The organism is Clostridium sp., from assembly GCF_051656525.1.
Classification (GTDB): domain Bacteria; phylum Bacillota; class Clostridia; order Clostridiales; family Clostridiaceae; genus Clostridium.
Window position 1 is genome coordinate 1 of record NZ_JBOGCC010000269.1, and the last position, 15750, is coordinate 15750.

The following is a 15750-nucleotide window of genomic DNA, read 5'->3' on the forward strand; positions in this document are numbered from 1 at the left end:
AGGTTCTCTAGGCGCTGAGCATCCATCGCCTTGCCTGCGTGACCCTCTAGGCGCTCGATGCCATCGACGATAGTGCGATGCCCGTAGAATGGGATCAGCGGGATAAAGTCGAATGGAATCACCACCGGATCATCAATCCAGCTCTCGCCATTCATCAACCCACAGTAAATGCGGCGCACCTTAACCTTGCGCTCCTTGACCATCTCGGCGCCCATCATTTCCAGCTCTTCTTTCACATCTTTGATTTCTTCATCATCGTATGTGGAAATCTCGCCAGTGATTGGGCTGCGGTAGCTTTGCAGCGTGGTTGGCTCAACCTTGACGTAGTAATAGCGCGCAATGTAAACCACATCAGGCGGACACCAGTCAAACATCTGACTCATAGTGTCAACCGGTACGCTTGACGGGATTAACCCGTATTCATCTTCATACGACTGCGCAGACATGGCGAACACTTCAACCGCCCATGCAGCATCTGATTTGTCATACTCTTTCGCATTCGGGTCGAAGAACACGCATCGCTCAGCATCTTCAACGCGCTTGAATACAATCTCCCGATCTTCGTTTTCAATATCCAACTCATCGACCAGCTTGGTGTCCAGCCGGATACAACCCATGCCGCCCTTTACCTGAGCGTCAACGGCGTTATCAGCAGAGTCGCGGCCACCATTCTCTTCCCAGTCAGCGCGAAACTTTCCATTTAAGCGCTCGGCTAATGCTTCGCTTGCCTCTCCATCCTGCGGACGGAAGCGCACGCTAATGCGGTTATTGCGGTACTCAGAGATGATGCGCGAACACTCTTTGGCCACGCGGTTCACTTCGAAGCGTGGGTACTTATCAAATTTGTCATCATCGAATGCCGTACCAGCGTTTGTGCTGCCTTCCCATTGCGCCCCAGGCACATCAACAAATCGGCGCTGCTCCGTAACGAATCGGCGCTGATCAAGCGTTTCGTTAATCTCCATTGAGATTCGGGACTTTGCCTCTGCGTGCAAAGTTTTTAAATCGGTCATCTGTATCACCTGCGCAGTTGATATTTATACATGATACATCAGCATGAGATTGATAGGTAGTGAGCGCTAATTCCTCGGAATAACCAAGTTGTTACCCATTCCTTTAGCGCCATTACCATCTTGTTGAGCTAGGTACAGTGTAATTGCTGTAGTCTGGCTCTACGTGAACACTCCAATCAAACTCAGTCATCATTACGCAGTCAGCCAAGTTAGGCGATCTAACCTTGAACTTGTTGCGCATCTCTTCCTTCGTGTACAACTCAAATCTACCGCTTGAGCTCGGCTTTATAGGCATGCGACACAACTCAGACCTCAACCCTGATAGGTTTCCGCAGTTACTATCAAAGCTGACCAGTAAGTCAGGGTCGCACATTTCATTGTGCACAACAGCTCTGTATGTTCTATAAACCCTGTCTTGCAGCCTGCGGTAACGCTGAGCGCGCTGATTTGATAACACCTCCTTGTTCGTCATCTCTCGCCGCGCATTGGTAGCTCCTGATGGCTCATAAATCATATCAGGATCTTCTACCGCGCCAGCGCCATTGAATTGATGTATCTCTACCCGCTTTCCTTCCAGTGCGTTATTCACATCGCGGCGCAGTGATGTACCCATTCCACCCACGTCCCAGATGTAGACATCTGCGTTTTCATTGATGGCAATACCAAGAGACCAGTCGCACCCCTCGTTTACGTCAATGTCTGCACGATCTTCAATGCTGGTGATGATATTTCCTTTGCGAACGCATATCGCTTTAGGGTCAGCACCTCGGTCTGCTGGGTCGTGAGACACCTTGATTACTCCGTAAGGCTTCATGCCAAGCTTTATGTGTGCATCAACGCAAGCATCGAACCACTCAGCTTTGATTAGTGAGTTTTCAATATCATCATTAAATCCACCCTCCCATATCCAATCGTATGTTGATCGAGGAAGGTGCTTGTAGTCGAATTGGCGCTCCTGCTCTAGTCCTGACTCTTCAAACCACGGGTTATCAGACCAGTTCATCTTGATAACAAGGTGCATGTCATCTTCGTAGACGCCATCTCTATCAAGCGCATCCTTGAACGGGACAATGAATCTCTTGCTAAATGGGTCTTCGCTTGATGCCGGGTTGCCGCAAAACATCATGCGAACTTGAGAGAGGTCCACTTCTTCCGAACCGACTTCTTCTTGCTGCCGCGGAAGCCCTTTCTTTGGCCTGTTACGCGCTGTTGGGGTAAGTGTCTTTAGTGACTTATCGGAAAGGAACTGGCTCTCTTCAATCCACCATTGCAGGAAGCCAAATGCCGATTTTACCGACTCTGGATTTCTTGCAAGGCCTGCAAACTTTGCGAAGGTGTTGTTGTGGGTAAACCCGATCGCCCTCTCTGTAACCTCTACGCCAGACAGCTCAAGACGGCTAACCTCTTCTTTCAGCAGGCCATGCACCGAGTCAGCAATTGATGACTGGAATTCACGGATGCACATCAGGTTTAACCCAGCGTCGTGCATATTGATCAGCCCGATATCGCCAATACCTATCGACTTACCGGACCCGCGCCCACCAATGACAATGATGAATCGTTTTGGCCGAGTGAATATCGGCTCAAGCTTTTCAGCAAAGAACGCCTGGGGAGCTACGCCGTGAACCTCGGCATATTTCTCACCATCAAACCGAATGCACTTGACGAGATTACCAGCAGGAGAAACGAGCCCGATAACGGTAGCGCCAGAGAATATAGCTATCTCTGCGGCAGCTTTCCGCTCAAGCTCTTCAAGCCTCTTTAGGATTACTGCGCTCACTGAGTACCTGCTCCAGCTTCTCAAGGCGATCTATGATCTCACCTTTCTGATTGATAGTTGCCTTATCCTTAAGAAGAGTCATCAACACCGCGCCAGTGTCTGGGGTTATCTTTCCGCTTCCGGCCGCACTTAGTATTTTCGCAGCCATAACATCAAGGCTGTCTCCATCCTCAAATCCAATGTCACACTCAGGAAGCACAGGCTTTATTGCTGGGAAGCAACGGTTGATTAGGCTGTTAAGCAAGTTACCACTCACCTGATCCTCTGGATTAAATGCTCGCTTTGCAACATGAAGCAAAAACTTTTTCTGAGCCTCCTCTTGAGTTGCATCGGGAGTTAGATCAATCATTGAATTTTCTTTGATGACTTCTAGCAGAACGCTAAACTTCCCCCTCCCCCTTGGAGGCATATTCTTCCTTGTTTCCGGAGTCATCGATGTTTTATTTTTTTTATTATTCATGCCTCTTTGCTGCCTTATCTGGCCACTACTTGGTTATTATGCCATCTACCTCATATAACATAAAACCCGCCGAAGCGGGTTGGTTTACACAATACAATCAGAAAAGATTAATTCGCTTATCAAGAGCAACTAAGTACTTCACCATAGCACTCCATTGCTCATCCAGTAGCTTTTGATGGCCAATGTCAATTTCCTTGAAGCTATCTGAATCAATATAATTACCGAGATTACTAACCTTCTCACTCAGTTCTCTGCGCTCTTCTACAACTCGCTTTTGCCAATCTTGCATAATCATTCCTTATCAGTCTTGCGTTTTAGTTGCGGATACTTGCGATAAACCTTTTCTCGTACAGGATCTGGGTTTTTCTCGCTATGTTTATGATTACTCCTCCACTCCTGCCCTGGTGATGGCATTTATCACCAAGCCATCAAGAGTTAATCATCAGGTTAAGCTTATTACTAAGCTCTCTGCGTGAATCCCTCCACGCAAGCCAGCAAAATGCCATTAAATTCTCTCTTTCATCTTCTCTGCCAAGAAACATGGTTTCTTTAATGTGCTCATTAAACCAATTAATAAACTCTTCGCTCACATTCACCCCCCGCTTTGTGTTGTAAACCGGATCATGCTCGGCATTGTGATAAACAATCTCACCTGCTGGAGTCATGAGCATTTCACAAACATCAAACATTTCGCAGCTCGGATACTCCCCTCCGAATCCAGCCCTGTCGAATGAGTCGGTTTGCTCGTCATACAGCGCAACCTCATAATCACAATGGTAAGTGAACTTTACCTTGTACCACCCACTCTCACGCATAAATCACCTCAACAAAATACCAAGCAGCCAGCCCAACCAATAAGAATTCCAGCAATAAACACTAGCAAGCAAATAGATGACCACCTCATACTCACCCCACCAACTTAACCACAGCATCATGCAGATACTCTACACCGCCGTAGATGACCAACCACAAGGCAATCATAATCAGGATTACCACCTTTGCAGCCAGCCTTGAATACTCATCCTGTTTTATTTGTGCACAATATGCGCACTCGTTGTTTTTGTTTAATTCAGTAATGCACTCGCAGTGCTTGCATGGTGATTTCATTGAATTATCTCACTATTCGAAATCGCCCCACGAAACATAAATCTTACTGTCATCTTCATAATCATCTGTGACCATGGCGATTCCGGTAAGCCCACAATCTGGGCACTCAACATCATCCCCATCATAAAGGTGCTCTTCACTTCCATTCTCTGTTTTTACATGAAGAGTGTCATTTCCACACTTATCGCAAGTATCCAGCCAGTCAACAACAACCAGTTTCTTTTCCATCTCTCACCCCACATACAAACGTTGTAAAAAATAATCACTTAAACCTATTCACCAATATCAATAATGTCAAACCCGTGACTCTCTGCCCACGCCTCAATCGACATCATTAGGCTACTTTCTGTTGCCTCTGCTTGCTCAAGCAATTGTTGCGCTTTTAGTTTGTTTTCTTTTGCGGCCTTGTATTGAGCGATGGTTGTTTCGATGCTTTCTGACTCTGGTTTTACTTCTTGCTTTTTTGGTTTGCGGTAGCGCCACTTCACAATATCACCACTTTCCCACTCCGGAGTCCAATTATCACACGACCCATCAATCACATAATCATCGCCTTTGCTTTTGATTGTAACGTCAATTAACGAGTTAATTTTGGTGAATATGCAATTATTCCGCACCCACCCATCAACGCTTTCGAATTGCTCGCGTGTGATTAGTGAGTTACACCAATCTGGGTGTGTTGATTGCGATGTTATTCCGTCCAACCCAAAGAAATCTCCAGTGAATACCGTATGTGCACGCATTGGCTTGTGTAAATAGAAAAGTACATCCTTGCGTCCATCATCCATCGCCGCAAACTTGGCATCCTTCGGCCACTCAAACCCCTCAATCCGGTTCAACGCTTCAATCGTAAATAACTGTGATTCTGTTAAGTTCATAATCTCACCTTCAAATTAGTCTATCACCAAACAACGATATCAATATTACTCACTTTTATTGAAGTGTCAATATAATAATTATAATTTAAATTCGATTTATTTATGCTATAGTTACCAAGTCAACTAAGGGGTGATTATGGAAAACAAAGAAGAATTTGCCGAGCCGTTCCGCGCTTATGTTCGCCGAAAGTATGGCACGCAAGCTAAGTTTGCACTGGCAGAGAACTTTACCGAGCGTGCCGTTTCTTTAATGCGCTCTCGCGGTGATGTTGTGATTAATGGGGTTAGATATGTTCCTGCTGGTAAATTGGAAGGGGGGTTGTGATGCGTAACTTGTACTTTGCTGCTGGGATTTCTTTTGTAGCGTTGATTATTTGTATTGTGTGAGTTTTATTTAGTGAGGTAGTTATGATTAACATGGTTACGCCAGCAGAGATTGCCAGAGCGAAGTATCAGCGCGAATGCTCTGCAACATTCAAGCCAGATCATACAGATACTTTTGTCGCAATGGCGTACAACAATAGACTGAATATGAATAAGTATAAATCGGAGGCTAGTTTGCTAGTTGAGTTCTCTGGTGTTGCATCAAGAAACGCCATCCGAAAAATGCGAATGTCATAAAAAATAAGCCCCTCATGGGGCTTTTGTTATATCTGAGTTACCCAAACATCAACCAGCCCGCCTTTCATCTTCTCGCCCTTTGTAATTGATAACTCAACAACCTGAGAGTCATCAACCCAAAAATCAGCGGCGGATAGCGAGTCGAAAACGCCTTTCGTGCGGTTATCTATGTCGTATCGTGCATTTGTTGGCGGATGAAGAGTTATCTTCACCCGCAAATCGTTAGCCAATCGCTCTCCATTCAATCCAATTGACTTTATCCATGCAACCGCATCGGATTCATACTTTCGCGCCTTAGCGCCCTTTATAATTCGCCCTCGGCATGGCTGATGCCAATGGTTAATGGTTGGAGGCCACGGCATGGTAAATTCGTAATCAGCCATTGAGTTGCTCCTTTGTCCACTCCAGCAGCTCAAGCTCAGTGCCGAAGTTATCCTCAAACGCTTTACGTCCTGCATGGATAGCCACACCATACCCACCATTGCGGTGATGCGCTGGACATAATGCAATTGCATCGAAGTGGCTGGCTCGCTGGCCTTTACCCTGTCCTGCTCGCGGGTGGTGGATTTCTGCTGGTGATTCACCGTAACCCAACCGAATGCAAACACAGCAACCCATGCTTGCAACTTTGTTTAAATGCTCACGCTCGCTCTTGGTCACCCGTAAAACCCTCCTGTATCGCGCTCAGTGAAGCGCACACCGTTATTGGCTGCCCATGCCTGAACGTATTCAATTAAGCTCGCCATGCGCTTTACACTCATCCTAGCGGTCTTTTCTCTGATGTTGCAGAACTCGCCCTCAATGCCCGGGATAACATCCGCACCACCTCCAGTTGCAATTGTGTGACCGGACACGAATAAAACCTTCCACTGCTCAGGTGATAGAGTTCGGTTCATGTATTTGCATTGCTTAGCAATATCTCCGCACATTGCGTGGAACTTTCGGTTTTGCATGTCATTGCGGTTTGATTCGCGGATCTCAACAACCATAGGCTTATCTTTTCCGTGCTGGATGGATTGAACCGCCCGAAGGCAGTTCGATTTAACCTGATCATTCACAATGAAGAATTTCTGTTTCTCTGCCATCTCTCACACTCGGTAATTTCTCTGCGCACTCAATGCAAGTGCCAAACTCGCTAATGAACTCACCCTCTGGAGTGAAGTCTTTACATCTCTTTTTGCATGATGGGCATTCTGTTGATTCAGTCATCACTTCACCTCACAATATTTAAGCGCCGCCTTCCAGCGCTCAATAAATTTAACCTCTTCGCCTTTGATGCCTGATTTAATCCGGTCATCTACCATTCGATCAATCTGTTTCCATGCGCTGTTATCGCCAGTTTTTTTCTTGCTTTTCATTTCCGATATCCTCAGTGACAACCATTGCTGGATCTATTTCTCGAAAGTACCCGTTAATCAGATTTGCGTAACCAGTACCGTTTCCGCCGTGACGGTTAAGGCGAACGATGATTTCGGTAATGCCTTTCTTATCTGCAGGCATATTACTGTTGTATACGCCTTCACGGTACAGACCAATCCATACGTCACAATCCTGCTCGATTTGGCCAGTGTCTCGTGAGTCTGACGGTAATGGTCTCTTATCAGATCTAGACTCAAGTCCGCGACTAAGCTGGGTTAACAGCAAGACAACGCAGTTCAGCTCTTTGGCTAAATTCTTTAACTGCTTCGTGATAACACCGTATGCCAAATCGTTACGGTCAGCCTTTGGAGCATCCATCAGTGTCAAGTAATCCAGTGCAATAACACCGATCTTCCCCTCGCGGTTCATCTGTCTAGATGTTTGTTTCACGTAATCGATCGTAATTGCTGGGGTATCATCAATGTAAATGTCGTGTTGGATTAACTCCTGCATGGCATTACCGAATAGCGCCATGTGCGTGTTGTACTCTCTGTTCTCTCCGTCATACAGACACGCTGACGAAATTCCAGCCTGCTCCGCAATCATGCGCTCAGCAATGTCTTTATCTACCATCTCCATGCTGAATATGATTGCCTTTTGCTTTTCTTCAACGGCGATAGATTTACAGAATTGCCCAAGGAATGCCGTTTTACCCATCTTTGGACGAGCGCCAACAACAACCAGCGATCCGCGGCGTATCTTCTTTGGCCCCAATACTGCATCGATTTGTGAGAATCCAGAGCTAACACCTTGCATGTCAGGATTCCCGCTCCAGAAACCATCCATTGCCTCCAGAACGTCGCTGGAGATATCGCTGATGTGGCGCATCCCTTTTGTTCCGTCAATGACTCTACCTACGATCTGGGAAAGCTTGGTTTCCAGCAACCCGAGCTTTTGAGATAGCGGTACGGTATCGTTTTGAGATAACTCAGCTATGGCATCCTGCAATGTAGACATAGTGAATCTCTTTACAGACTCCTCTCGCAGAATTCGAGCGAACTCTTTTATGTTTGCTGCAGATGGAATGTCACGGTATAGCTCACCTAGATATGCCAGACTTCCTTGCCATCCATTGCCAGACTTATGGAGAATCTGATCAATCATCAGGATATCGGCATACACATCATTCTGATGCGCCTTCTTGAATGCCTCGAATATTGCTCGATGCTCAGCATTGTTGAACATGTTTGTCTTTAGTGCGCACAACACAGATGACGCAATATTCCCTTTCATATCGCCAAGGCAGAAGAGTCCGCCAAGAATGCTTTGTTCAATTTGGTAACTATTCATCATCACAGCTCGCTATAAATTTTTTCGAAGATTGATTTACGGGTTGCGTATTCTAGGTCAGCCCTATAACCAGACTTACCACTGTAGAACTCACCAGCCCACTTCTCGAAACCATGCATTAGGTATGCACAGGTAAATTCAGTGATGCTCATCGGATCTTGATTCTTGCTCTTTTTCTCTTTGCAGTGGAAAGCGTAAATCTTGGTTATGTTCTTTTTTACACTGTCAGTGATGATCCGACATCCTTTGAAGTTACGTTGCTTTGCAATGTCGTTCCATGTGTTGATTACCTTGCTGTCATCTAGTGACTCGTCTTTCTGCGAAGCTGAAGACAAAGTGTTTTTATTCTCTGAGGTAATCTCTGTAGTAATCTCTGTATGATCGAAATGCGCTTTTGTATCTTCCCGAACTGCGCTTTCGTCACTCCCCGAAATGCGCTTTCCGCAGTTCGCGAAATCACAGTTTATGACTCTATCTAAAGCATCAATATCAATCTTGTAGTAAATCTTATGCTCAAGCCGCTTGTTTATCTCAATGAGGATTCCGCGATCCTTTAAGGCCTTCCTTGCTGTTACCTGTTCACGGTATGACATCCCTGTTTCTTCTTCGATTTCCTCTGATGTTTTGTACACTCCAAGAGCGCTTGATGCCTTATCCTGCCAGTAGAATATTTGGCAAAAAAACAGCGCGGCGTTAACCCCGCCAAGAGGCTTTGCAAGGCCAGGGTAGTAGGCCACTGGTCGGCCAAAATTGAGCATTAAATCCGATGGTCGCATTCTTTAACCCTCATAGGTTATAGGCTAAAGCAATGGAGTTGATGCAAAGGCAAATGAATTGTATAATTCTTCTGTCTGATTAGTTCCACTGCTTCAAGGTCTAGCCCCGTTTGCACCGGGGCTTTTTCTATTTTAAGTCCTGAAATAGATTCTTTTCAACCATCAATCGCTGCCAGAACTGGTAACACCATCTGAATGCGTTCCTTGATTTCATCCAGCTCAATAGCCAGCTTTGATTTTTCCTTTCTGCGCTGCGCCAACCCTCGACCATGAAAACTACCAGCAGAAACGGAGTTTGATTCTCGTCGCGTAAAGTCGTTCAGCTCTCGGTCTAACTCATCACTCTGATGGATTTTATCCGCCATCCAGTTAAAGGCGTTGATATAGTTAATCTTCCACTCTGTCGCCTTACGCCCAGAAAACCCCATAACCAATAAAGCCATGCCATCTTTAGTTAGGTAGTATTGTTTTCTTGGCTTACCTTGTTCATCGATATATTCAGCCGACGCAAAATTTCGTTGGCTGAAATCACCATAACAATCAATGGATTCGATCTTTCTAATCACGTCACTGTGTCGCTTACCAAAAACATCAGCAACCTTGCGTGACGTTGTGACAATCTCGCCGTCATTGATGGATACCATATTTCGAAACAAATCTACTTTATTCACTCACAGCCTCCCTGGTTGCTTCCATCAACAAAAACTCAATCATGTTGGTGAATGTGCGGTGCTCTTTCTCTGCCATCTTTTCAATCTTTTCGATCAGATCAATCGGAAGTCGCATCGTTTTGTGTTTCTTTTCCATCATCATACCCTCGCCTTGATGTAATAACTTTATATTACCTTGTGTCACGCGTCAACAGTTAACCACGACAATTTTTGGTATTGCCAATTTTGGCGTAACCTGCATTGATGTTCATGAATAAAAAAAGAGGCCGAAGCCTCAATTGTTAATTTGCTATATCACGCTTGCTGAAAAGCTGAGTTACCAAATCGCTTAACGATAAACCAGTTTGGATTGCGAACGTTTAACACAATCTCTGGCGGGATTGATTTCTTAACGAATTTAACCCCGGTTTTTGGTGGTGGAGAGTATTCTGCTTTTTTCTCCTCACCGTTCGCGGTGATCCTGAATTTCATTGAGCCAGTCGCCGGCTTTCTGACTGACATGTCATAACCAAAGTTATTGCGCTCTTTCATCTTGTGAAGCGCGTCGCTTACTGTGCCAACCTTCATATCCATTCCCTTTGCGCACTCACGTACGGTCATGTACTTGCCGTGGCTAGCCATGAATTCACGGATTTGATCAGATATCTTCTTCGGTTTGTTTACCTTGTTGCTGAGAATGCTTCCTAAATCCTCACCGTTACCGCAGCGTCGATAAAATTCAGACATACTCCCTGTAAACCCACCAATCTCAAGAAGCTCAATCATGCTCATTGAGTCGATAATGCCCAAGTGATCGGACAGGCGAGACTTTATACTCCCTTTTGCGCTCTTGCTGCTCAGGATTTCTGCTAGCGATTTACCTTGCTCACCAAGCTTGTTGAACGTTGAATAAGTCCCCTGATAGCCAGTCATGTTGATTAATTTGCTGTATGATGTAGTATTACTAACGCCAAGCAGCTCTACCATCTCGTTTCTCAGTCTTTTTTTATAATTCATAATAATCACCTCAATCACACTTCACCTTACCCCTCTTGCGAGGGGATTTTTTTATCTGATGTACCAGCCCAGGGATTTCAGTTCGCTTACTGCTTCCAAGTACATAGCCTTATCTTCTGCTGATATGGCAACTTGGATTTTGTTTTTAGCTGATGTTATTTTTTGTTGTACTGTAAGGTTCATTTTGTGCGCTCCAATTCAGAAAGAAGTGCATCAGCCATTTTAATGGAATCAAGAGCCATATCTACCCAGCTACCATAATCAGAATCTCTTGATCTGCATGCGGCCATAAAGTGCATTGCCATAGTTTCGCGCTTTGTCATCCCAAATGCAGGACGCTGACTTTTCGCATATCCACCATCAGAAAGATGGTGTGCCGTCCATGCTCCGCCATTTGCAGGGGTTGGCATTGGCATCGCTGGCATATCACCATTTTTAAATTCGTTACTCATGTCATTTCTCCTCGTTGTTGATGTAGCAAATATTAGCGCATAATTATTTTATGTCAACTATATTTAATGCTTGACGGTAATTTGTTTATCATCCATAATTCATTACATCAGCAGCGAGGTGTTTATGACTGTAGATTTTTCAAAGGTTTTAGAAGAAGGCAAGCGGCGATCAGGCATTCGGTTCGATAATGACCTGGTAGCAAAGTCTGGCATGGCATCAAGTGTTGTAGCGATGATGCGTAAGAATGGAAACCCAGCTTGGAAAAACATTGTTAAGCTGGCTGATTTTTTTGGTGTTCCAGTTAGTGAAATGATTTCTTGGGGTGAGTGATATGGATTGCAAGACTGTTTATTTGCCAGTTTTTGGAGAATGCGAGTGCGTAGTTGATTGTGGAAAGGTGATTAGCGTTTACTGGTTGTCTGAAGGTAATTATCTGGTCACTGATAGTGATAACGGAAGCGCTGCAAATGCTATATGCGCGCTGGCTGAGAAGGCCATTGAAGGCGAAGTTATTGCGGTTACTGATTTCATTCTTCACGCGTGCCGCTCTGGTGTTATTGATGAGCATACGATAGAGAATACGGCTAACCGATGGGTGCATGAGCAAGAGTGCGGATCGTTTGCTTGTGGGGGTATGAATGGAAACTAAAAAGGTTTACTCCGCGATCAGTAATGTGTCAGCTAAATTGCTTGATGGCATAAAAAAAGACAAACGCAATCAGCAGCAGGGGTTTTCATTCCGTGGAATTGATGACGTGTATAACGCATTAGCTCCGGTGCTAGTTGAGTGCAAGCTGGTAATTATGCCGCGCATGCTTGACCGAGTCGTAACTGAGCGTGCAACTAAAAACGGAGGGGCGTTGTTTTATGTTGTCGTTACTGCTGAGTTTGATTTTATTTCAGCAGAAGATGGGAGTATGTACACAACGCGAACATATGGCGAGGCAATGGATAGCGGCGACAAGGCCACTAACAAAGCTATGTCAATCGCGTACAAGTACGCAGCATTTCAGGCGTTCTGTATTCCAACAGAGGATACAAAACAAGATCCTGATGCAACCACTCACAGCGTGAATGCGAAGCCACGGCAGCGCCAGCAGTCAATCAACCAGCAGGGGCAGCAGGGACAACAAATTCAGTCTACTGGAAGTGATAAGCCTTGGTACAACACTTTCGAGACTGAAAAGGAAGCTATCCGAGCTGACATTAAAGCTGGCGTTGCCACCCCACAGCAGGTAATTGAACAGATTAGGGCATCATGGCGAATGAATCGCGCCGTTTACGATGAAATCATGGCTATGGGGGCTTAGATATGAGTACCAAGCAAGATGTAATCAATCGAGCAATGGAGCAATTTAAATCAATTAAGGCTGGCAATGCGCCAGCTTACAACCCAATCAAAGCACTTAACGATGAGATGAAGCGAAGGGCTGAGGTAGTAAGAAAACCTACAGTGATTGATAGGCCAGTAATCTTCACTGATGCATCAAAAAACACAGTTGATATTGAGCTTGATATTGATCAGTTTTATAGAAATTCAAGAAGGAAGGATTAATCATGAAAAAGAAAAACAACCCAATTAACGCAAGTGAATCAAAGCCAGTTGCAGGCAGCATGGATGAGTTAGCGCGAAAGTTTAACAGTAATGAGATCGAGTATAACCCAAAGAAAGATCGCCGTGATTCAAGTCAGTTTTTCACAATAGGGCCGTGCTAATGTTTAATTTAGGTGGTGATGATGCGGCTGAGTTGCTTGAGATTATCGAGATGGAAACGGGCTTGATTCAATGCTTGCAGAGGTTGCACGGAGGTGATGATGAGTGAGTCTGTTAATCTTCTTCTTTTGTGCGTAATTATGATGCTTTCTTCATATTTTTTTGGGGATTCTAGAATACCAGCTGGATTTACGACAGTCGCATTTGCAGTTCTTATTGGTTGCGCGAATGTGTGCAAGTCAATAGAGCGTCTGAAGGATGAGATCAAATCTAACGGGCGGAATACCAACGCTGAGAAGCGATCAAGTTGATATGCAGTGATTGAACTGCGAATTAAACTAACAAATTAACAATTAACTAAGGTGAAGATGATGAAAAATGCAATGTTTCAGTTTTATGATGGGAAAGGCATGGTTGATGATACTGGCCTTATTGATCTTGATGAAGCATTAAAAATGTTTGAAAACAGAAAAGACGCTTTTGCTGAATCTCTAGGTAATGACCTACAGCCACAAATGGCAATATGGATTAATTGTTCTAGCGTTAGTGATTACCACACAACTCTGAAAGATTGGTGCGCTGGAGATGTTAAGTATGAAGATGGTTGCTTCTGGGTTCGTGAGTAATTTTGCTTATAAATAAAATTAATTGCCCACTTTTCGGAGTGGGCTATCTAACAGTGAGGTGAGTATGATTTTTGTTTGGCAATTAATTTTTACTTTTGGTGTGTTGCTTGTGTTACTTAGTGCGCGCGAAGTGCACAGGCAGCAAAGAAATTCTGCTTGCGCATACGTTAATTCAGCTAATAAGTGCCTTGAGCAGATAGCCAAGTCACGCGAAGCTGAGGAATCCATTAAAAAGGACATGGCTAGGATAGCGTTCTATGCTGAATATGGAGTTGATAAATCAGGGGCATCCCATAGCTCGTATAAAATTAACTCTTATTCTGCCGCATATGCCTCAGCCATGAGTCGTAGCAAGTGATTATGATTTGGTGATAAACTACACACGGAGGTGGTCACATGATTACCATATTTGTTTCACTTGTGATCGGAATTGCGGCATTCCTTGTCGGTAAAATAGTGACAAGAAAGCAGGTTGATAAGCACGGCGTAACAAAGCGCTGGCTGAGGTTATCGCCAGAATCTCGCAATATGGTTACAGGATATATCACGGCTCGGGAGATCAACGATGCGCGCAAGACCAAAGCGGAAACTCGCAGAATTTCTAAATGGGACTGCTAAAAATGACAAGCCAAAACCAACTGCTAAACCTACCGGAGCTGCTAGTAAGTCTGGCGGAAAATCCACTGGTTCTACTGTTGCTCGCCACAATCCTTCTGGTGCTAGCGCTAAAAAGCGAACCGCGTGACAATACCCCTGCGCTTAGTGTGTCAGCTTACTTTGCAATCATTTCAGTATTAAACTTAACAATGCAATCAGCCCCTTACGAGGGGCTTATTTATATGTCAGCATCAATCAGCATTCTAGGCGTGATAGCTTTCATCTTCATGTCTGAATCGTGCAGATTGTCCAGTAAGTTGCTATCCGTCGTGTTTTTGTTATTGTGCTTAGAAAACGGTATTATGGCCGTGGATGAATTCAATTTTAGGGATGAAGTAACTCTCATTTATGAGTTAGATCCGTATATTCAGCTTGCAGCGGACGCAGTATTAATACTTATTGGGGGCGCTAGTGTTTTCTATTCCGCTGACAACAGGGGTTATTCTAGTAGTAGTTAGCGCCGCGGTTTTGGTTTTCCAGATACTAAGGTTTAAGAGGTCTATCGATGAGCGACAGCGTGACATATGCCGCCGCTGCCACAAGCTTAGCCGGCAGCGCAGCAACAGCAGCACTGACAACTGATCAGGTATTGACAATCATATCACTTTGCATTGCTGCCGCGTCAGTCGCCATCGCTGGCTTTAATGCATATTTAAATTACAGGGATAAGCGTGACGGAAGGGAAAGTAAATCAACCGATAAAGAAAGTGAGGTTTAAGTGGAAACTCTTGGTCAAAAACAGCGCCGATTAGTTCGAATGGTCGCAGATCTTATTAAGTTCGCATACGAAAATGGCTATGAGCTAACTTTTGGTGATGCGTATCGTGACCCGCGCTTGCACGGTGAAATTGGCGTTAAGAAAGGTTATGGCCACGCATCAAGCAACCATAAGCAACGGCTGGCTGTAGACTTCAACCTGTTCAAGGGTGGGAAGTTTCTCACCAGCACAGAAGATCACCGACCACTTGGTGAGTTCTGGGAGTCAATTGGGGGTTCATGGGGTGGGCGATTCAGTAGCCCAGACGGTAATCACTACTCTATCGAACATAACGGGGTGAAATAATGCAGTGGGTAATTGATCACATTGGTGACTTAATCGAAATCTCAAGCATGGTGGTAGCTATCGCTGCGATTATTGCCAGCGCAACGCCAACGCCAAAGGATGACGGAATTGTAAACCTTCTGCGCAAGATTGTTGATTTCCTAGCGTTCAACTTCGGGAATGCAAAAAATGCTCAAGGCAATAGTTCAAATTCTGGCGGTAATCCTAAAAGCACTTCAAATCAAGC

The 15750-nt window shown here is 44.8% G+C and carries 30 protein-coding genes; 12 read left to right on the top strand and 18 right to left on the bottom strand.

The window, feature by feature from the left end; all coding sequences use genetic code 11:
* From ACRDDY_RS13105 to ACRDDY_RS13135, 7 genes are all read right to left on the bottom strand, one after another.
* Positions 1–1013, bottom strand: a 1013-nt coding sequence (locus ACRDDY_RS13105; protein WP_438565386.1) for a portal protein, incomplete at its 3' end; no start/stop codon positions are given.
* Between the two features lie 112 nt (positions 1014–1125).
* Entirely contained in the window at positions 1126–2793 is a 1668-nt protein-coding gene (locus ACRDDY_RS13110; protein WP_438565387.1) for a phage terminase large subunit, read from the bottom strand.
* Entirely contained in the window at positions 2765–3253 is a 489-nt protein-coding gene (locus tag ACRDDY_RS13115; RefSeq protein ID WP_438565388.1) for a hypothetical protein, read from the bottom strand. The genes ACRDDY_RS13110 and ACRDDY_RS13115 overlap by 29 nt, the downstream gene beginning before the upstream one ends.
* A gap of 97 nt (positions 3254–3350) precedes the next feature.
* Entirely contained in the window at positions 3351–3542 is a 192-nt protein-coding gene (locus ACRDDY_RS13120; protein ID WP_438565389.1) for a crAss001_48 related protein, read from the bottom strand.
* A 139-nt stretch (positions 3543–3681) separates the two neighbouring features.
* On the bottom strand, positions 3682–4068 hold the full coding sequence (locus ACRDDY_RS13125; RefSeq protein ID WP_438565390.1) for a hypothetical protein: 387 nt from the start codon (positions 4066–4068) through the stop codon (positions 3682–3684).
* Between the two features lie 304 nt (positions 4069–4372).
* A complete protein-coding gene (locus ACRDDY_RS13130; protein ID WP_438565391.1) occupies positions 4373–4588 on the bottom strand; it encodes a hypothetical protein in 216 nt (71 codons plus the stop codon).
* A gap of 44 nt (positions 4589–4632) precedes the next feature.
* Complete coding sequence (locus tag ACRDDY_RS13135; RefSeq protein WP_438565392.1) at positions 4633–5238, bottom strand: hypothetical protein; 606 nt, start codon at positions 5236–5238, stop codon at positions 4633–4635.
* Between the two features lie 136 nt (positions 5239–5374).
* Here ACRDDY_RS13135 and ACRDDY_RS13140 point away from each other — a divergent pair, with 136 nt between their 5' ends.
* Positions 5375–5563 (top strand): hypothetical protein, encoded by a 189-nt coding sequence (locus ACRDDY_RS13140; protein ID WP_438565393.1) that lies wholly within the window; start codon positions 5375–5377, stop codon positions 5561–5563.
* 322 nt (positions 5564–5885) lie between these two features.
* On the opposite strand, the gene ACRDDY_RS13145 is transcribed toward ACRDDY_RS13140, so the two are convergent.
* The 11 genes from ACRDDY_RS13145 to ACRDDY_RS13195 form a co-directional block, all read right to left on the bottom strand.
* On the bottom strand, positions 5886–6242 hold the full coding sequence (locus ACRDDY_RS13145) for a RusA family crossover junction endodeoxyribonuclease (RefSeq protein ID WP_438565394.1): 357 nt from the start codon (positions 6240–6242) through the stop codon (positions 5886–5888).
* A complete protein-coding gene (locus ACRDDY_RS13150; protein ID WP_438565395.1) occupies positions 6235–6519 on the bottom strand; it encodes a Ref family recombination enhancement nuclease in 285 nt (94 codons plus the stop codon). The genes ACRDDY_RS13145 and ACRDDY_RS13150 overlap by 8 nt, the downstream gene beginning before the upstream one ends.
* Positions 6516–6944, bottom strand: a complete 429-nt coding sequence (locus ACRDDY_RS13155) for a recombination protein NinB (RefSeq protein WP_438565396.1) — start codon at positions 6942–6944, stop codon at positions 6516–6518. The genes ACRDDY_RS13150 and ACRDDY_RS13155 overlap by 4 nt, the downstream gene beginning before the upstream one ends.
* Positions 6945–7067: 123 nt before the next feature.
* The gene (locus tag ACRDDY_RS13160; RefSeq protein ID WP_438565397.1) at positions 7068–7217 is read right to left on the bottom strand and encodes a hypothetical protein; all 150 of its coding nucleotides are present in this window, start codon (positions 7215–7217) and stop codon (positions 7068–7070) included.
* A complete protein-coding gene (locus ACRDDY_RS13165; protein WP_438565398.1) occupies positions 7189–8568 on the bottom strand; it encodes a replicative DNA helicase in 1380 nt (459 codons plus the stop codon). The genes ACRDDY_RS13160 and ACRDDY_RS13165 overlap by 29 nt, the downstream gene beginning before the upstream one ends.
* 2 nt (positions 8569–8570) lie before the next feature.
* Positions 8571–9344, bottom strand: a complete 774-nt coding sequence (locus ACRDDY_RS13170) for a hypothetical protein (RefSeq protein WP_438565399.1) — start codon at positions 9342–9344, stop codon at positions 8571–8573.
* A gap of 155 nt (positions 9345–9499) precedes the next feature.
* The gene (locus ACRDDY_RS13175) at positions 9500–10015 is read right to left on the bottom strand and encodes a Rha family transcriptional regulator (protein ID WP_438565400.1); all 516 of its coding nucleotides are present in this window, start codon (positions 10013–10015) and stop codon (positions 9500–9502) included.
* Positions 10008–10151: a hypothetical protein gene (locus ACRDDY_RS13180; protein WP_438565401.1), complete on the bottom strand. Its 144-nt coding sequence runs from the start codon at positions 10149–10151 to the stop codon at positions 10008–10010. The genes ACRDDY_RS13175 and ACRDDY_RS13180 overlap by 8 nt, the downstream gene beginning before the upstream one ends.
* A 158-nt stretch (positions 10152–10309) precedes the next feature.
* Positions 10310–11011, bottom strand: coding sequence for a hypothetical protein (locus ACRDDY_RS13185; protein ID WP_438565402.1), 702 nt, complete (start codon positions 11009–11011; stop codon positions 10310–10312).
* Positions 11012–11062: 51 nt separating this feature from the next.
* Positions 11063–11194 carry a hypothetical protein gene (locus ACRDDY_RS13190; RefSeq protein WP_438565403.1) on the bottom strand — a complete coding sequence of 44 codons (132 nt, stop codon included), beginning with the start codon at positions 11192–11194 and terminating at the stop codon, positions 11063–11065.
* On the bottom strand, positions 11191–11463 hold the full coding sequence (locus tag ACRDDY_RS13195) for a hypothetical protein (RefSeq protein WP_438565404.1): 273 nt from the start codon (positions 11461–11463) through the stop codon (positions 11191–11193). Before ACRDDY_RS13195 ends, ACRDDY_RS13190 begins: the two co-directional genes overlap by 4 nt.
* 124 nt (positions 11464–11587) lie before the next feature.
* On the opposite strand from ACRDDY_RS13195, the gene ACRDDY_RS13200 reads away from it, so the two are divergent.
* From ACRDDY_RS13200 to ACRDDY_RS13250, 11 genes are all read left to right on the top strand, one after another.
* Positions 11588–11794, top strand: a complete 207-nt coding sequence (locus tag ACRDDY_RS13200) for a hypothetical protein (RefSeq protein WP_438565405.1) — start codon at positions 11588–11590, stop codon at positions 11792–11794.
* 1 nt (position 11795) lies between these two features.
* On the top strand, positions 11796–12113 hold the full coding sequence (locus ACRDDY_RS13205; RefSeq protein ID WP_438565406.1) for a hypothetical protein: 318 nt from the start codon (positions 11796–11798) through the stop codon (positions 12111–12113).
* On the top strand, positions 12103–12774 hold the full coding sequence (locus ACRDDY_RS13210) for an ERF family protein (protein WP_438565407.1): 672 nt from the start codon (positions 12103–12105) through the stop codon (positions 12772–12774). Before ACRDDY_RS13205 ends, ACRDDY_RS13210 begins: the two co-directional genes overlap by 11 nt.
* A 2-nt stretch (positions 12775–12776) precedes the next feature.
* The gene (locus ACRDDY_RS13215) at positions 12777–13019 is read left to right on the top strand and encodes a hypothetical protein (protein ID WP_438565408.1); all 243 of its coding nucleotides are present in this window, start codon (positions 12777–12779) and stop codon (positions 13017–13019) included.
* 2 nt (positions 13020–13021) lie between these two features.
* Positions 13022–13180 carry a hypothetical protein gene (locus ACRDDY_RS13220; protein WP_438565409.1) on the top strand — a complete coding sequence of 53 codons (159 nt, stop codon included), beginning with the start codon at positions 13022–13024 and terminating at the stop codon, positions 13178–13180.
* Positions 13181–13549: 369 nt separating this feature from the next.
* Complete coding sequence (locus ACRDDY_RS13225) at positions 13550–13804, top strand: hypothetical protein (RefSeq protein ID WP_438565410.1); 255 nt, start codon at positions 13550–13552, stop codon at positions 13802–13804.
* Positions 13805–14200: 396 nt separating this feature from the next.
* Positions 14201–14422, top strand: a complete 222-nt coding sequence (locus tag ACRDDY_RS13230; RefSeq protein WP_438565411.1) for a hypothetical protein — start codon at positions 14201–14203, stop codon at positions 14420–14422.
* Positions 14410–14919, top strand: a complete 510-nt coding sequence (locus ACRDDY_RS13235) for a hypothetical protein (RefSeq protein WP_438565412.1) — start codon at positions 14410–14412, stop codon at positions 14917–14919. The genes ACRDDY_RS13230 and ACRDDY_RS13235 overlap by 13 nt, the downstream gene beginning before the upstream one ends.
* A gap of 47 nt (positions 14920–14966) precedes the next feature.
* On the top strand, positions 14967–15179 hold the full coding sequence (locus tag ACRDDY_RS13240) for a hypothetical protein (protein ID WP_438565413.1): 213 nt from the start codon (positions 14967–14969) through the stop codon (positions 15177–15179).
* Positions 15180–15524 carry a M15 family metallopeptidase gene (locus ACRDDY_RS13245; protein ID WP_438565414.1) on the top strand — a complete coding sequence of 115 codons (345 nt, stop codon included), beginning with the start codon at positions 15180–15182 and terminating at the stop codon, positions 15522–15524. It begins immediately after the preceding gene.
* Positions 15524–15750, top strand: a 227-nt coding sequence (locus ACRDDY_RS13250; protein ID WP_438565415.1) for a hypothetical protein, incomplete at its 3' end; no start/stop codon positions are given. The genes ACRDDY_RS13245 and ACRDDY_RS13250, both read left to right, overlap by 1 nt.

What these genes read in the sequence shown, in the direction of transcription:
- ACRDDY_RS13115 (WP_438565388.1), bottom strand. Translation starts at nt 3,253, where the DNA reads ATGAATAATAAAAAAAATAAAACATCGATGACTCCGGAAACAAGGAAG.
- ACRDDY_RS13120 (WP_438565389.1), bottom strand. Translation starts at nt 3,542, where the DNA reads ATGCAAGATTGGCAAAAGCGAGTTGTAGAAGAGCGCAGAGAACTGAGT.
- ACRDDY_RS13125 (WP_438565390.1), bottom strand. Translation starts at nt 4,068, where the DNA reads ATGCGTGAGAGTGGGTGGTACAAGGTAAAGTTCACTTACCATTGTGAT.
- ACRDDY_RS13130 (WP_438565391.1), bottom strand. Translation starts at nt 4,588, where the DNA reads ATGGAAAAGAAACTGGTTGTTGTTGACTGGCTGGATACTTGCGATAAG.
- ACRDDY_RS13135 (WP_438565392.1), bottom strand. Translation starts at nt 5,238, where the DNA reads ATGAACTTAACAGAATCACAGTTATTTACGATTGAAGCGTTGAACCGG.
- ACRDDY_RS13140 (WP_438565393.1), top strand. Translation starts at nt 5,375, where the DNA reads ATGGAAAACAAAGAAGAATTTGCCGAGCCGTTCCGCGCTTATGTTCGC.
- ACRDDY_RS13145 (WP_438565394.1), bottom strand. Translation starts at nt 6,242, where the DNA reads ATGGCTGATTACGAATTTACCATGCCGTGGCCTCCAACCATTAACCAT.
- ACRDDY_RS13155 (WP_438565396.1), bottom strand. Translation starts at nt 6,944, where the DNA reads ATGGCAGAGAAACAGAAATTCTTCATTGTGAATGATCAGGTTAAATCG.
- ACRDDY_RS13160 (WP_438565397.1), bottom strand. Translation starts at nt 7,217, where the DNA reads ATGAAAAGCAAGAAAAAAACTGGCGATAACAGCGCATGGAAACAGATT.
- ACRDDY_RS13165 (WP_438565398.1), bottom strand. Translation starts at nt 8,568, where the DNA reads ATGAATAGTTACCAAATTGAACAAAGCATTCTTGGCGGACTCTTCTGC.
- ACRDDY_RS13170 (WP_438565399.1), bottom strand. Translation starts at nt 9,344, where the DNA reads ATGCGACCATCGGATTTAATGCTCAATTTTGGCCGACCAGTGGCCTAC.
- ACRDDY_RS13180 (WP_438565401.1), bottom strand. Translation starts at nt 10,151, where the DNA reads ATGGAAAAGAAACACAAAACGATGCGACTTCCGATTGATCTGATCGAA.
- ACRDDY_RS13185 (WP_438565402.1), bottom strand. Translation starts at nt 11,011, where the DNA reads ATGAATTATAAAAAAAGACTGAGAAACGAGATGGTAGAGCTGCTTGGC.
- ACRDDY_RS13190 (WP_438565403.1), bottom strand. Translation starts at nt 11,194, where the DNA reads ATGAACCTTACAGTACAACAAAAAATAACATCAGCTAAAAACAAAATC.
- ACRDDY_RS13195 (WP_438565404.1), bottom strand. Translation starts at nt 11,463, where the DNA reads ATGAGTAACGAATTTAAAAATGGTGATATGCCAGCGATGCCAATGCCA.
- ACRDDY_RS13200 (WP_438565405.1), top strand. Translation starts at nt 11,588, where the DNA reads ATGACTGTAGATTTTTCAAAGGTTTTAGAAGAAGGCAAGCGGCGATCA.
- ACRDDY_RS13205 (WP_438565406.1), top strand. Translation starts at nt 11,796, where the DNA reads ATGGATTGCAAGACTGTTTATTTGCCAGTTTTTGGAGAATGCGAGTGC.
- ACRDDY_RS13210 (WP_438565407.1), top strand. Translation starts at nt 12,103, where the DNA reads ATGGAAACTAAAAAGGTTTACTCCGCGATCAGTAATGTGTCAGCTAAA.
- ACRDDY_RS13215 (WP_438565408.1), top strand. Translation starts at nt 12,777, where the DNA reads ATGAGTACCAAGCAAGATGTAATCAATCGAGCAATGGAGCAATTTAAA.
- ACRDDY_RS13220 (WP_438565409.1), top strand. Translation starts at nt 13,022, where the DNA reads ATGAAAAAGAAAAACAACCCAATTAACGCAAGTGAATCAAAGCCAGTT.
- ACRDDY_RS13225 (WP_438565410.1), top strand. Translation starts at nt 13,550, where the DNA reads ATGAAAAATGCAATGTTTCAGTTTTATGATGGGAAAGGCATGGTTGAT.
- ACRDDY_RS13230 (WP_438565411.1), top strand. Translation starts at nt 14,201, where the DNA reads ATGATTACCATATTTGTTTCACTTGTGATCGGAATTGCGGCATTCCTT.
- ACRDDY_RS13235 (WP_438565412.1), top strand. Translation starts at nt 14,410, where the DNA reads ATGGGACTGCTAAAAATGACAAGCCAAAACCAACTGCTAAACCTACCG.
- ACRDDY_RS13240 (WP_438565413.1), top strand. Translation starts at nt 14,967, where the DNA reads ATGAGCGACAGCGTGACATATGCCGCCGCTGCCACAAGCTTAGCCGGC.